Annotated in this window: 13 protein-coding genes and 2 tRNA genes; 2 read left to right on the top strand and 13 right to left on the bottom strand. The window is 65.3% G+C overall.

What is annotated here, in order from left to right:
- Nucleotide 1: 1 nt before the first annotated feature.
- Nucleotides 2–817, bottom strand: coding sequence for a class E sortase (locus tag ACL9RL_RS07750; protein ID WP_422779651.1), 816 nt, complete (start codon nt 815–817; stop codon nt 2–4).
- A 78-nt stretch (nt 818–895) separates the two neighbouring features.
- Between ACL9RL_RS07750 and ACL9RL_RS07745 the strand changes: the two genes are divergently transcribed.
- Entirely contained in the window at nt 896–1135 is a 240-nt protein-coding gene (locus tag ACL9RL_RS07745) for a cell division protein CrgA (protein WP_422779650.1), read from the top strand.
- Nucleotides 1136–1354: 219 nt separating this feature from the next.
- On the opposite strand, the gene ACL9RL_RS07740 is transcribed toward ACL9RL_RS07745, so the two are convergent.
- Both ACL9RL_RS07740 and ACL9RL_RS07735 read right to left on the bottom strand, forming a co-directional pair.
- Nucleotides 1355–2047 carry a rhomboid family intramembrane serine protease gene (locus ACL9RL_RS07740; RefSeq protein WP_422779649.1) on the bottom strand — a complete coding sequence of 231 codons (693 nt, stop codon included), beginning with the start codon at nt 2045–2047 and terminating at the stop codon, nt 1355–1357.
- A gap of 149 nt (nt 2048–2196) precedes the next feature.
- Complete coding sequence (locus ACL9RL_RS07735; protein ID WP_422779648.1) at nt 2197–2754, bottom strand: peptidylprolyl isomerase; 558 nt, start codon at nt 2752–2754, stop codon at nt 2197–2199.
- A 151-nt stretch (nt 2755–2905) separates the two neighbouring features.
- Between ACL9RL_RS07735 and ACL9RL_RS07730 the strand changes: the two genes are divergently transcribed.
- Complete coding sequence (locus ACL9RL_RS07730) at nt 2906–3433, top strand: DNA helicase (RefSeq protein WP_422779647.1); 528 nt, start codon at nt 2906–2908, stop codon at nt 3431–3433.
- A gap of 91 nt (nt 3434–3524) precedes the next feature.
- Here ACL9RL_RS07730 and ACL9RL_RS07725 read toward each other — a convergent pair whose 3' ends face one another.
- The 10 genes from ACL9RL_RS07725 to gnd all read right to left on the bottom strand — a co-directional run bounded on the left by ACL9RL_RS07725 (nt 3525) and on the right by gnd (nt 14112).
- The gene (locus ACL9RL_RS07725; RefSeq protein WP_422779646.1) at nt 3525–3944 is read right to left on the bottom strand and encodes an NUDIX hydrolase; all 420 of its coding nucleotides are present in this window, start codon (nt 3942–3944) and stop codon (nt 3525–3527) included.
- Between the two features lie 72 nt (nt 3945–4016).
- Complete coding sequence (locus ACL9RL_RS07720) at nt 4017–5486, bottom strand: hypothetical protein (RefSeq protein ID WP_422779645.1); 1470 nt, start codon at nt 5484–5486, stop codon at nt 4017–4019.
- A gap of 244 nt (nt 5487–5730) precedes the next feature.
- Nucleotides 5731–5803 (bottom strand) — tRNA-Ala (locus ACL9RL_RS07715).
- Between the two features lie 70 nt (nt 5804–5873).
- Nucleotides 5874–5947, bottom strand: a tRNA-Ile gene (locus ACL9RL_RS07710).
- Between the two features lie 65 nt (nt 5948–6012).
- Nucleotides 6013–6420, bottom strand: coding sequence for a DUF3566 domain-containing protein (locus tag ACL9RL_RS07705; protein WP_422779644.1), 408 nt, complete (start codon nt 6418–6420; stop codon nt 6013–6015).
- Nucleotides 6410–9064: a DNA gyrase subunit A gene (gene gyrA / locus ACL9RL_RS07700; protein WP_422779643.1), complete on the bottom strand. Its 2655-nt coding sequence runs from the start codon at nt 9062–9064 to the stop codon at nt 6410–6412. The genes ACL9RL_RS07705 and gyrA overlap by 11 nt, the downstream gene beginning before the upstream one ends.
- A gap of 99 nt (nt 9065–9163) precedes the next feature.
- Nucleotides 9164–11173, bottom strand: a complete 2010-nt coding sequence (gene gyrB / locus ACL9RL_RS07695; protein WP_422779642.1) for a DNA topoisomerase (ATP-hydrolyzing) subunit B — start codon at nt 11171–11173, stop codon at nt 9164–9166.
- A gap of 122 nt (nt 11174–11295) precedes the next feature.
- Nucleotides 11296–11820, bottom strand: a complete 525-nt coding sequence (locus ACL9RL_RS07690) for a DUF721 domain-containing protein (RefSeq protein WP_422779641.1) — start codon at nt 11818–11820, stop codon at nt 11296–11298.
- Entirely contained in the window at nt 11813–13063 is a 1251-nt protein-coding gene (gene recF, locus ACL9RL_RS07685) for a DNA replication/repair protein RecF (RefSeq protein WP_422779640.1), read from the bottom strand. The genes ACL9RL_RS07690 and recF overlap by 8 nt, the downstream gene beginning before the upstream one ends.
- A gap of 158 nt (nt 13064–13221) precedes the next feature.
- Nucleotides 13222–14112 carry a phosphogluconate dehydrogenase (NAD(+)-dependent, decarboxylating) gene (gene gnd, locus ACL9RL_RS07680; RefSeq protein ID WP_422779639.1) on the bottom strand — a complete coding sequence of 297 codons (891 nt, stop codon included), beginning with the start codon at nt 14110–14112 and terminating at the stop codon, nt 13222–13224.
- Nucleotides 14113–14125 lie beyond the last annotated feature (13 nt).

Raw genomic sequence — 14125 nt, 5'->3', positions numbered from 1 at the left:
CTCAGCCTCCAGCTGCCGCGACGGACGCGGCGATCTCGGCGGGCGGACCCGCGGCGGTGGGCCGCCACGAGTCGAAGACCGCGTATGCGATGCTGCGTTCCGCCGTGGACAGCAGCGGGTTGCAGGTGGTCAAAGTGAGGATGCTCTGCGTCGGCGGCGTCGCATCGGTCTGCGGCACAGGGTTGAGGACATCGACCCCGGTGGGCTGCACATAGACGATGTTCCGGTACGAGTAGGTGTACCAGCCGTCCGCCGTCTGCACGTAGATCTTGTCGCCGAGCTGGAAGTCGCCGATGAGGTGCATGGCGCCGCCGTAGGCGCTGCGGTGACCGGCGACGACGAAGTTGCCGAGTTCTCCTGGCATCTGCGTGCTGGAGTAGTGGCCGACGCCCAGCTGGAAGCTGTTGAGCACGGTCTGGGTGTCGACGCCTTCAGCGACCACACGACGGTAGTCGGCGCCGTATCGGGGGATGTAGAGGACCGCGAACGCCTGCCCTGCGGCTGGGCGGGCCGTGACGGGCGGCGGGCCGTAGTTCTCGGTGCCGTCCGGATTGGTGGTCGGTGTCGGGACCGGTTCCTGCGACGCCTTCGCGATCCAGTCCTGCGCCTGCTGGTTGGCGGCGTTGGCCTGACTGCCCGCCATCACCATGTCGTTCCACCAGAGCTGCCAGGCGAGGAAGAGGAGCACCGCCAGACCCGCGGTGATGAGGAGCTCGCCTGCCACACCGAATACGGTCACTCTGCCGCGTCGGCGCGTCTTCTGGGCGCGACGATCAGCAGCGCGGGAGGCGCTCCGCGTCGGGAAATCGTCGGTCACGTCCAAATTCTACCGAGAATGACCGCCTGGACCCGATCTCTTGGGCGTCTCCACAGCTGAACCGCTAGAATGTTCGCCATGGCACGCACGAAGAATACGTCCAGCCGCGAACCCGAGCAGGGTAGCGGAGAGCCGGCACCCAACGCGGTGTGGTTCAAGCCCGTTATGTTCGGGTTTATGCTCCTCGGCCTCGCCTGGATCATCGTCTACTACCTGAGCGGCACTGTGCTTCCCGTTGCGGCCCTCGGCCCCTGGAACATCCTCGTCGGGTTCGGCATCGCCTTCATCGGATTCCTCATGACCACGCGGTGGCGCTGACCACTTCCCACGTTCTCCACAGCGGGTCGCCTTCGGGCGGCCCGCTGTTTTCTGTATCCGGGCCTCTGGCGCGGAATGACGCGGATCTCCCTGAATGACAGGCGTGTAATTATCCCCAGTGTGCACAACCCTGTGGATAACTCTGGAATCGCCGGACGGGACGACAGATCGCGCTCAGCGTCCACGTACGCCGCTGAGACGGGGGAGGGGGACTCGCGGCTAGACCAGAGCCGGAACGATGCTCGCGGCCACGAGCAGGACGCTCAAGCCGACGAGCCCGCCGACCTGCGCGCTCTTCTGGGACACCTTGCGGGTGTTCACGAGGATGAGCCCGATGATGGCGCCGGCGACGAGTCCGACGACGTGCGCCTGCCATGCGATGTTGATGCTGGGGATGAACCCGATGACGAGGTTGATGCCGAGGAGCACCAGCAGTCCGGTCGTGTTCCCGCCCAGGCGACGCTGGATCACGAGGAAAGCGCCGAGCAGACCGAAGATGGCACCGGATGCGCCGACGACGGCCATGCGCGGGTCGGCGAGGAACTGCACCGCGAGTGAACCGGCGAAGCCGCTGATGAGATACAGCGCGAGGAATCGCCAGTGTCCGAGCATGGATTCGAGCATCCGGCCGAAGATCCACAGCGTGTACATGTTCAGCAGGATGTGGAAGAAGAACGACTGCGAGTGCACGAACACTGCAGTGATCATGCGCCACGGCTCGATGGGGCCGAACGCGGGGTCAGAGTACACGCCGGCGTAGAGCAGCGCATTCGTGACGCCGAGGCCCGGAATCAGCTGCAGCAGGAACACGAACACCGTGACGGCGATGATCCCGTAGGTGATGAACGGTGATTCGGAGGAGATCCGAGCACCGACCCGGTTGCGGGGAGCGGACTGACGCTGCTCCTTCATGCATTCCGGGCAGATGAAGCCGACGGCCCCGGGAGTTTGGCACTCGCCGCAGATCGTGCGCCCACACCGCTGACAGAGCACGAAGCTCTGACGGTCGGGGTGCCGATAGCAGACGCCGTTCGCCGACGTCTCCCGGGGAACCGACATGCTTACGCCTCGGTGACGGTGATGCTCTCCACGACAACGGCGTCGATCGGCTTGTCGCCAGAGCCGGTGGGGACAGCGGCGATCTTGGCGACGACCTCGCGCGAAGCGTCGTCTGCGACCTCGCCGAAGATGGTGTGCTTGCCCTGCAGCCACGGGGTCGGGTCCGTGGTGATGAAGAACTGCGAGCCGTTGGTGCCCTCGACAGCGCCCGTGAGCGCGTTGCGACGCTGGCCGGCGTTCGCCATGGCGAGGATGTACGGCGCGTTGAAGTTGAGCTCCGGGTGGATCTCGTCGTTGAACGTGTAGCCGGGTCCACCGGTGCCGGTGCCGAGCGGGTCGCCGCCCTGGATCATAAAGCCGGGGATGATGCGGTGGAAGGTCACACCGTCGTAGAGGTTGCCTGCGCCGGGCTGGCCGGTCTTCGGGTCGACCCACTCAGTGGTGCCCGTAGCGAGGCCGATGAAGTTCGCGACCGTCTTGGGTGCGTGGTCTCCGAAGAGGTTGATGACGACGTCACCGTGGTTGGTGTGCAACGTGGCTACTGCGGTGTGCTGAGACATACCGACAATTCTTACATACGGGTCGGACACTCGCGGGTGGTCCGAGGGTCCTCAAGACATATGTACGGGTTGGGCGCTCTCGGGTGGTATCCAGCGCTTCAAGTGGCAAGATGGAGGCTACGTTGTTGCCGCGATCATTGGAGATGACCACATGAGCCTGTCACGCAAGCGCACGAAGGAACTCAAGCAGCTCAAGGGTTCGGCCGCCGACCTCTGGGAAGCACAGCAGGATGTCCTCAATCACGCCAACTTCGTGGCGCGTGAGGCCAGCCGCCAGTTGGGCAACTTCTCGAGGGAGCAGGTCGCTCCCGCCGTGCGCGACACGTACGAGCACCGCGTCGTCCCCACGGTCGACCGCGGCATCCACTACACGCGTGGCGCCGTTGACGGTGTGAAGCGCGGCATCACCGATGGTGTGGTCCCGGCAGTCGGCGGCGTCGTCGGCACGGTCCTCAGCATCGGCGACATCGCCAAGGACACGCGCGTGCAGGCTGCGCTGCGTCGACTGCACGGCCCCGAGGCGATCGTGCCCCAGAAGAAGTCCGGTCCCGGCGCGGGCGCCGTCATCGCCATCGGCCTCGGTGTCCTCGCGGCAGCCGGTGTCGCCTATGCGGTCTGGCAGACGTTCCGTGCGGACGACGAGCTCTGGGTCGCGGACGACGAGCCGTCCACCAACTGAGACGTCAGGCGCCCTGCATCGCAGAGGCGCCTGATTTTTTGCCCGGTGCAGCTCGGAGTCGAGCGCGCCGCTGTTGTGGTGCGCGCAGCCGTCAGATGAGACCGGCGAACCGGCGTCCGACATCCACGAGGCTCACACGTTCGAGTGCGTCGATCTCCTCGAGCGGGAACCACGCCGCGTAGTCGGTGCTGCCGTCGAGCTCATAGGTGAGCGCACCGCCGGTCACTCTGGCCCGGTAGACGATGCGCAGGGCGTGCAATGGGTGCTCCTGCTTGCCGATGCGTCGCTCCGTCGGCACGACGTGCGAGTCCACACCGAGCAACTCACCGAGCTCCGCGCGGAAGCCGGTCTCCTCGAAGACCTCACGGACCGCTGCATCCGCCGGGTCCTCGCCGGGGTCGATGCCGCCGCCCGGGAGCGTCCAGCCGCTGTAGCCGCCCTCGTTCCAGTGCGACAGGAGCATGCCGCGCTCGTCGATGATCACCGCATAGGCAGCCACGCGAATATCCATGGCGTCAGCCTAACCCGGGAGGAGCCGACCACCCATGAGTGGTCGGCTCCTCCCAGTGCAACACCAGGCGTCTCAGTCGGTCGTCCCGACGCGGCCCCTGCGAACCGTCAGGACGATGCCGCCGGCGATGATGAACAGGATGGCTCCGCCGATGACGAACGGGGAGACGTCCGCCCCGAGCGAGGGCAGCTTGCCGCTCGCGGCGACTGCGGTGTTCGGCTGCGTCGGCTGGTCGGGCGTCTGCGGCTGAACGGGCGTCGTCGGGGTCGTCGGAGTGGTGGGCGTGGTCGGGGTCGTGGGCGTCGTCGGCTTGACCACGAACTCGGCGGAAGCCTCGCTCGTCAGTCGCAGCTGATCGCGCTCCTGGAACGTCGCGAACACCTGGCACACGACGCCGTCCGCGTTGTCACGGCTCTGGTTCCAGCCGATGTGGGTCGTGGAGGCAGGGAGCGCGGAAGCCGTGAGTGACACCGTGCCCTCGGCCTCGGCCGTCGCGCACAGCTCGACCGTCGTCTGCACGGTCGGGTCGGTTCCCGGAACCGTCAGTACGCCGTCGGCGTACGTCGCATTGTCCGAGCAGACGTCGACGGTCACACCGTCGGTGACGTTCGCCACGATGCTGATGGGCTGGTTGTACAGGTTGGTGGCGAGTGAGAAGCGAGCGGTGTCGCCTGCCTTCAGGACCTCGCCGCTGTCATCGAAGCTCAGGGTGATGGTGGGGTCGTCGGGGATCAACGCGAGCAGACGAGCCTGCTCGGCCGCGTCCATGTTGGAACGGCAGGTCTGCGCGAAGTCGGACACGGACGTATCGGACACCGGGTCGCTCACACACCAGATCAGCGTCTGCAGTGCCGCACGCTGGTCGGAGTCGACCCCGGACGCTGCCGTGGTGACACCGCCCCAGCTCTGGTCGCCGATGCCGGCGTACGAGTGCCCCTCGTGCACGAGGTAGGCGACGAGCTTCTCCTGGTCCGCGTTCAGACGCGGGTTCACCGGAAGCGTGTCAAGCGGGTTGACGATGGTCGTCGTCCCGCCGTGCTGCTCGAGGAGGTTGCCGTCGATGTCGACGTCGCCGCACACCTTGCTCGTGATGTCGGTACAGAACATCCACTCGGAGACCGGACCGCCGGTCTCAGCGTCGAAGCGGACGCCACAGAGCGGCGGATAGGTTGCCGTCGCTCCGCCGAACGCGTCATAGAGCGGGACCACGGAGCCGGCGTTGTACGCGGCCAGACGGGCGCCGAAGACCTGTGTCAGGTCGGTGACGGGGGTGGGAGCGGCAGTCGGGTCGTCTGCGGTCGTACCGGCGCAGCTCGGCGCCGTGAACGGATCGGCGACCGGCAGGACCTGCGCGGGTGCGTCGGCGGCGATTCGGGTCGCAGCGGAGGCGGGAACGGCCGTCGCGAGCTGCGCGCCGGCGACGAGCGCCACAGCGGCAGCGGCACCGAGGGCGACGCGCAGCGCACCTCGCAGTCGAGACGGGTTCGAAGCGGCGATTCGGGCGCCGCGTCGTTCTGACATTCGGGTGGTGACGTTGGGCATTCTGTCGCTCCTCTGCGGCAAGAATTCGGGTTGGCCGTCATCGGCCTACCCAAGAGACGTCGCAATCGCCCATCTATGACGCCACCGACCAATCTTCTTCCCGCGAACTGTCACTCGTGGCGGTTCTCAGCCCGGCAGACCAGCCACAACTGCCCACTCGCGGGCTGCCCGCGGGACGTGAACGGCAGAGCAGCTGCCCGCGGGAATGCAAAAGGGCCGCTTCCCGAAGGAAGCGGCCCGACTGTGGAGCCTGGGAGAATCGAACTCCCGACATCCTGCTTGCAAAGCAGGCGCTCTACCAACTGAGCTAAGGCCCCGGATGAATCCGGTGGATCGACATCTCTTGCGAGATCTCAACCGTTTTCACTGTATTCAATTTGTGTTGCGTGGGGCTACCAGGACTTGAACCTGGGACCTCTTCGTTATCAGCGAAGCGCTCTAACCGCCTGAGCTATAGCCCCGTTTGAACCTTGTAGAGACTACCGGATTTGTGACGAAAGTCCCAATCGAGCGTCTCAGCGAGGTTCTAGTTGTTGGTGAAACCGACGAGGAGGCCGCCGGTCACCTTCACGCTGAGGTTGTAGAGCCCCGCGATGAGGGCCCCCATCAGCGTGATGACAATGAGGTTGAGGAGAGCCACGATGCCTGCGAAGGCCATCACCTGGGTCAGGTTGATGTACTGCAGCAGGTTGTTGCCCGGGCCTGCGATGTCGGTGAACAGGCTGCCGACCTTCGTGAAGACCCCGGTGCTGTTCAGCACCGTGTACACGAGGAAGAAGAAGACCACGATGACCACGGCGACCGCGATGGCCGCGAGGAACGACAGTTTCACCGCAGACCAGAAGTCGATGTAGACCAACTTCAGGCGCACCTGCTTGCTGCTGGTGCGTTTGGTCGACTTCTTGGCCAGCTTCTCGGCGACGCTACTGCTCATCTACTTCTTCCTTCTCCACCGGAGTGTGCTCCGGTCCAGAGGCGTCCGATCCGACCGATGCTGGTGCATCGGTGTTCTCCGAGGCCGCCCCTTCCGGTGCTGGAGCTTCCGCTTCAGCGTCCGGAGTGTCTTGGGTGTCAAGGTTCCTGTCACTGTTCTTGGCCAAGGCGATGATGCGATCATCCTCTGCGAATCGTGCGAACACGACTCCCATGGTGTCTCGCCCCTTCGCCGGGACTTCGGCCACGGCAGACCTTACCACCTTGCCGCTGGCAAGAACCACAAGGACCTCATCGGCCTCTTCGACGATGAGCGCACCCGCGAGGTCGCCCCGATCGTCGCTCAGCTTGGCCACCTTGATGCCGAGACCACCACGGTTCTGCCCGCGGTACTGGTCCACATTCGTGCGCTTCGCGTACCCGCCCTCTGTGACGACGAACACGAAGGATTCGTGGTCTTCCTCTTCACTCGACGGCACAACGGAGGCGGAGAGGAGCTTGTCCTCGTCACGGAAGTGCATGCCGATGACACCGCTCGTGGCACGTCCCATGGGGCGCAGCGCATCGTCGGTCGCAGTGAAGCGGATGGACATGCCCTTGCGGGAGACGAGGAGCACATCGCTGTCGTCCTCGACCAGGAGAGCCGACGTCAATTCGTCGCCTTCTCTCAGGTTGATGGCGATGATTCCGCCGGAACGGTTGGTGTCGTACTCCGACAGCGCGGTCTTCTTGACGAGGCCGTCGCGCGTCGCGAGGACGAGGTACGTTGCCGCTTCGTAGTCGCGGATGTCGAGGATCTCGGCGATCTCCTCATCCGGCTGCATGGCGAGCAGGTTGGCGACGTGCTGCCCCTTCGCGTCCCGTCCTGCTTCCTGCAGCTCGTACGCCTTGGCGCGGTAGACACGGCCCTTCGTGGTGAAGAAGAGCAGCCAGTGGTGCGTCGTTGTGACGAAGAAGTGGTCGACGACGTCGTCGGCACGCAACTGGGCGCCCTTGACGCCCTTGCCGCCGCGGTGCTGCTGACGGTAGTTGTCGCTGCGTGTGCGCTTGATGTAGCCGCCGCGCGTGACGGTGATGACCATCTCTTCCTCGGGGATGAGGTCTTCGACGTTCATGTCACCGTCGAAACCGAACATGATCTCCGTGCGACGGTCGTCGCCGAACTTGTCGGTGATGGCGGTGAGCTCCTCGGACACGATCGTCCGCTGGCGCTCGGGCTTCGCGATGATGTCCTTGAACTCCGCGATCTGGCTCTCGATCTCGGCGGCCTCGTCGATGATCTTCTGACGTTCCATCGCCGCGAGGCGGCGCAACTGGAGTTCGAGGATGGCGTTGGCCTGCAGCTCGTCGACCTCGAGCAGGTCCATCAGGCCGGCGCGCGCCTCCTCTGCGGAGGGCGAGCGACGGATGAGCGCGATGACCTCGTCGAGCGCGTCGAGCGCCTTGAGGTAGCCGCGGAGGATGTGCGCGCGGGCTTCGGCCTTCTTCAGGCGGTAGACCGTGCGGCGGACGATGACCTCGATCTGGTGGGTGACCCAGTTCGTGATGAAGCCGTCGAGCGGGAGCGTACGCGGGATGCCGTCCACGATCGCCAGCATGTTGGCGCCGAAGTTGTCCTGCAACTGCGTGTGCTTGTACAGGTTGTTGAGGACGACCTTGGCGACGGCGTCGCGCTTGAGCACGATGACGAGGCGCTGACCGGTACGGCCGGACGTCTCGTCGCGGATGTCCGCGATGCCCGAGATCTTGCCCTCTTTGACGAGATCGGCGATCTTGAGCGCGAGGTTGTCCGGGTTGACCTGGTACGGCAGCTCTGTGACGACGAGGCAGGTGCGGCCCTGGATCTCTTCGACGCTGACGACGGCGCGCATCGTGATGGAGCCGCGACCGGTGCGGTACGCGTCCTGGATGCCCTTGACGCCGAGGATCTGAGCCCCCGTGGGGAAGTCGGGTCCCTTCACACGCTGGATGAGTGCTTCGAGGAGGTCTTCTCGGCTCGCCTCAGGGTTGGCGAGGTGCCACAGGGCGCCGGCGGCGACCTCGCGCAGGTTGTGCGGCGGGATGTTGGTGGCCATGCCGACCGCGATGCCGACGGAACCGTTGACGAGCAGGTTCGGGAAGCGGGCCGGCAGCACAACGGGTTCTTCCGATTCGCCGTCGTAGTTGGGCTGGAAGTCGACGGTCTCCTCGTCGATGTCGCGCACCATCTCCATGGCGAGCGGAGCCATCTTGGTCTCGGTGTACCGAGGGGCTGCTGCGCCGTCGTTGCCCGGCGAGCCGAAGTTGCCCTGGCCGAGCGCGAGCGGGTAACGGAGGCTCCACGGCTGCACGAGGCGGACGAGGGCGTCGTAGATGGCCGTGTCACCGTGCGGGTGGAACTGTCCCATGACGTCGCCGACGACGCGGGCGCACTTGGAAAACGAGCGGTCGGGGCGGTAGCCGCCGTCGAACATCGCGTAGATCACACGACGGTGGACTGGCTTCAGGCCGTCGCGGACATCGGGCAGTGCACGCCCGACGATGACGCTCATCGCGTAGTCGAGGTAGCTGCGCTGCATCTCGAGCTGGAGATCGACCTGGTCGATGCGCCCGTGGATGCCGTGCCCCTCTGCTTCGGTGGTCTCGTCGTTCGTTTCGTCTGCCATGTCTTCTCGCTATCGTTCCCTGAGCTTGTCGAAGGGCTGTGTCGTGTTCGTCTAGATCACTTCGACAAGCTCAGTGACCGGTGGATGGGCGAGATCGCCCTAGATGTCGAGGAAGCGCACGTCTTTCGCGTTCTTCTGGATGAACGTGCGTCGGGATTCGACGTCCTCGCCCATCAGCGTCGAGAAGATCTCGTCCGCGGCGGCCGCGTCGTCGAGCGTGACCTGCAGGAGCGTCCGCGTCTGCGGGTCCATCGTGGTCTCCCACAGCTCCTTGTAGTTCATCTCGCCGAGACCCTTGTACCGCTGGATGCCGTTCTCCTTGGGGATGCGCTTGCCTGCGGCGATGCCGTCGGTGAGCATGGCGTCGCGTTCGCGGTCGCTGTACACGTACTGGTGCTCGGCGTTGGACCACTTGAGGCGGTACAGCGGCGGCTGGGCCAGGTACACGTAGCCGAGGTCGACCAACGGACGCATGTAGCGGAAGAGGAGCGTCAGCAGCAGCGTGGTGATGTGCTGGCCGTCGACGTCGGCATCGGCCATGAGGACGATCTTGTGGTACCGCACCTTGTCCGGGTTGAAGTCCTCACCGATGCCGGCGCCGAAGGCCGTGATCATGGCCTGGACCTCGTTGTTGGCGAGGGCGCGGTCGAGACGCGCCTTCTCGACGTTGAGGATCTTGCCGCGCAGCGGGAGGATCGCCTGCGTCTCCGGGTTGCGCCCCTGGACGGCCGAACCACCTGCGGAGTCGCCCTCGACGATGAAGATCTCGGAGATCGACGGGTCCTTCGACTGGCAGTCCTTGAGCTTGCCAGGCATGCCGCCGCCCTCGAGGAGGCCCTTGCGACGAGCGGTCTCGCGCGCCTTGCGGGCCGCGAGTCGTGCCGTGGCGGCCTGGAGCGCCTTGCGGATGATCTCCTTGGCCTGGTTCGGGTTGCGGTCGAACCAGTCGGTGAGCTGCTCGCTCACGACCTTCTGGACGAACGCCTTCGCTTCGGTGTTGCCGAGCTTGGTCTTCGTCTGGCCCTCGAACTGCGGTTCGGAGAGCTTGATCGAGATGACGGCGGTGAGGCCCTCGCGGACGTCGTCGCCCGAGAGGTTGTCGTCCTTCTCCTTGAGGATGCCCTTGTCACGCGCGTAGCGGTTGACGAGACCCGTCAACGCTGCACGGAAGCCTTCCTCGTGCGTGCCGCCCTCGTGGGTGTTGATCGTGTTCGCGTAGGTGTGGACGCTCTCGTTGTACGCCGTGGTCCACTGCATCGCGACCTCGAGCGCCATCTTGCGCTCGGAGTTCTCCGACTCGAAGGAGATGATCTCGTCGTTGACGAGCTCTGCGCGCTTCGCTTTGTTGAGGTACTCGACGTAGTCGGTGAGGCCGCGCTCGTAGAAGAACACGTCCTTCCGCTGGCTATGGGCGGCCGAGTTGTCGTCCTCGTCCTCCATCTCGATGGCGTCGCGCAGGGGACGCTCGTCGGAGAGCTCGATGCGGAGGCCCTTGTTGAGGAACGCCATCTGCTGGAAGCGCGTGCGCAGCGTCTCGTAGTCGAAGTCGGTGGTCTCGAACGTCTCGGCGCTCGGCCAGAACGTGATCGTGGTGCCGGTCTCCTCAGACTCCTCACCCTGTACGAGGGGAGCGTCTGGCACACCGTGCTGGTAGCTCTGACGCCACACGGATCCCTGACGACGCACTGCGACCTCGAGCTTGGTCGAGAGCGCGTTCACCACCGAGGAGCCGACGCCGTGCAGACCACCGGAGACCGCGTATCCGCCGCCGCCGAACTTGCCGCCGGCGTGGAGGACCGTCAGCACAAGCTGCACGGTGGAGATGCCCTCGGTGGGGTGGATGTCGACCGGGATGCCACGACCGTTGTCGATGACGCGGACGCCGCCGTCCTCGAGGATCGTCACGAGGATCTTGTCGCAGTAGCCGGCAAGGGCTTCATCGACCGAGTTGTCGACGATCTCGTAGACCAAGTGGTGCAAACCACGAGGGCCGGTGGACCCGATGTACATGCCGGGCCGCTTCCGGACGGCTTCGAGACCTTCGAGAACCTGGATGGCACTTGCGCCGTAGTCGTTGTCCTGGGCGTGCGTGTTCGGTTCTGATGTCATAGGGAAGAGTGCTCCAAACCGTCGATATTCGACCTCCCCATCCTACCAAAAATGGGTGGTCAACTGGCCGGAAAACGCCCGTTTGAGACACTTTTTCAGCACCCGGGACCGAATTTGCCTTCCTAGCCGTAAGTATCGCGTGGACCGCGCCCTGGAATCGACCTGGGGCCCTTTTTCCAGGACGGTGCACCGGGGCCCTGGAATCGAATCGACTCGACGCCTGCCTGGGGGTACCGCTCACTGATCTGGACGAGGATGTCGTGACGCATGTGGCGCAACTGCGTTGCCCACGCCGTCGAATCGCACTGCACGACGAGCACGCCGTCAGCGATCGACAGCGGTTCGGAATGCTGAGCGTTCTCATCGCCCGAGACCACGGCCCAGTTGGCGAGGAGATCGTGTTGCGCCAGCGGCGAGTCCCATCCGAGCCGGGTGGTCAGGTTCTCGAAGACGTCGCCGAGGCCCTTCGGGTCGCGACCCGGACCGTACGGGACCGAATCCACCGTGCGCGCGGCCGCCTTCTCTCGGCGGGCACGGTCGCGACCGACGCGTTCACCGCCGAAGAGGTCCTTGAAGCGCCCGTAGACGGAGACGGCGAGCTCCGCTGAACCGTCGTCCGCGCGTGCGGGGCGTCCGAGGTCACTCATCGCTCGACTCCTCGCGTTCCGTCGACTGCTCGGCGACCTGAGGATCCGCCGCTGCGCCTGCTTCGATGATACGTCCGGCTTCGATCCGCACGACATGCGCGCGGAACTCGACGGGGACGTCCTCGAAGACCGCCGCGGTGATGATGACCTGGTCGTAGTCGGACACGGCGGCCGCGAGTCGCGTGCGGCGACGGCTGTCGAGCTCGGCGAACACGTCGTCGAGGATGAGCACGGGGTCACCGAGCGAGGAGTCCGCCCGGAGGAGTTCTGCAGAGGCCAGTTTCGCGGCGAGGGCGAACGACCAGGACTCGCCGTGGCTCGCATACCCCTTCACCGGAAGACCGTTGAGACCGAAGAACACGTCGTCGCGATGCGGTCCGACGAGCGTCAGACCACGATCGAGTTCCGCGGCCCGCTTCTCCAGGAGTGCGCCGCGGAACCGCTCGGCGACGACGGAGACATCACCGAAGTCGGCTGTCGATGCGGGCCCGTCACCGGCGCCCTGCCTGGAATCAGCGGGCGCTGCATCGTCCTCCGCGTCTGATCCCGCGATGCTCAGCACGGGCTGCAGGATCGGACCGTGATCGTCGCCGGCGACGGCGGTGTACGCCGAGCGCAGCGGCTCAGCGAGTTTGCGCACGAGCCTCACCCGCTCGGCGATGATCTCGGAACCGTACTGGACGAGCCGTTCGTCCCACAGATCGAGCGTGGCGAGCGGCCCCTGCTTGAGCCCACGGGCTCTGGCCGACTTGAGCAGCGAATTGCGCTGTTTGAGCGACCGCTCATAGTCCGCGATGACCCCGGAGAGCCGCGGAGCACGCTGCACGAGCAGTTGATCGATGAATCGACGCCTGGCGGACGGATCCCCACGGACGATCAGGAGGTCCTCCGGCGCGAACAGGACGGTCGACACATACCGCGGGAGTTCACGCGGCTTGATCTGGGAGCGGTTGACCTGTGCCCGGTTGGCTGCGCCTCGATTGAGCTGCACCTCTGCGAGGAGTTCTCGCTCATCGTGCGCGATCCTGATGCGGATGATGGCGGCATCGGCCCCGTGCTTGATGAGCGCCTGATCCGAGGAGACGCGGTGCGAACCGAGGGTGCTCAGGTAGCCGATGGCCTCAACCAGGTTCGTCTTGCCCTGGCCGTTGCGGCCGACGAACAGGTTGGGACCGGGTTCGAGAGCCACGTCGACCGCCGCATAGTTGCGGTAGTCGGTGAGATTCACATGCCGCACGATCACCACGTCACCCTACCGTGAGCCGCCGACGGCCTTCGCCCTTCACCCTTCGACAAGCTCAGGGACCGCTGTGGCCAATGGCAAAACGAAGAATCCCGGTCCCTGAGCTTGTCGAAGGGTCGAACAGCTCAGGAACCGGGATCCCGGTAGTGCGCTTGGGCTTAGTCTTCGGCCTTCTTGACCGCGTGACCGCCGAACTGGTTGCGCAGTGCTGCAACAGCCTTCATGGCGGGCGAGTCTTCCTGACGGGAGACGAAGCGGGCGAAGATCGACGCGGAGATCGTGGGGACCGGAACCGCGTTGTCGATGGCTTCCTCGATGGTCCAACGGCCTTCGCCGGAGTCCTCGACGTAGCCCTCGATGTCCTCGAACTCCGGGTCCTCCTCGAGGGCGCGGACGAGGAGCTCCAGCAGCCAGGAGCGGACGACCGTTCCACGCTGCCATGCCTTGAACGTCCCTGGGACGTCCTTGATAATGTCCGAACGTGCGTCGAGGAGCTCGTAGCCCTCGGCGTACGCCTGCATGAGGGCGTACTCGATGCCGTTGTGCACCATCTTGGCGTAGTGGCCTGCGCCGACCTCGCCGACGTGGACGAAGCCTTCCTCGCGGGGGCCTTCCGGGCGCAGGGCGTCGAAGACGGGCATCACGCGCTCGACCTGGGCGGCCGATCCGCCGACCATCAGACCGTAGCCGTTCTCGAGGCCCCACACACCACCGGAGACGCCGGCGTCGATGTAGTCGATGCCCTTCTTCGAGAGCAGTGCCGCGTGCTTGAAGTCTTCGGTGAAGCGGCTGTTGCCGCCGTCGATGACGAGGTCGCCCTCGTCGAGCAGCTCATTGAGCTCTTCGACGACGGAGTCGGTGATGGCGCCGGCCGGCACCATGACCCAGACGGTGCGGGGCGAGGGCAGTGCTGCGACGAGGTCCGCGACGGTGGCCACATCGGTCACCTCGGGGTTGCGGTCGAAGCCGGTGACTTCGATGCCCTTTTCACGCAAGCGGGCACGCATGTTGTTGCCCATCTTGCCGAGACCGATGAGTCCGATGTGCATGATGATCCTTCGT

The sequence above is a fragment of the Plantibacter sp. Mn2098 genome (genome assembly GCF_049319745.1).
Taxonomy (GTDB): Bacteria; Actinomycetota; Actinomycetes; order Actinomycetales; family Microbacteriaceae; genus Plantibacter.
The sequence above is the reverse complement of the archived record's forward strand: the minus strand, read 5'-3'. Positions and strand labels throughout refer to the sequence as shown.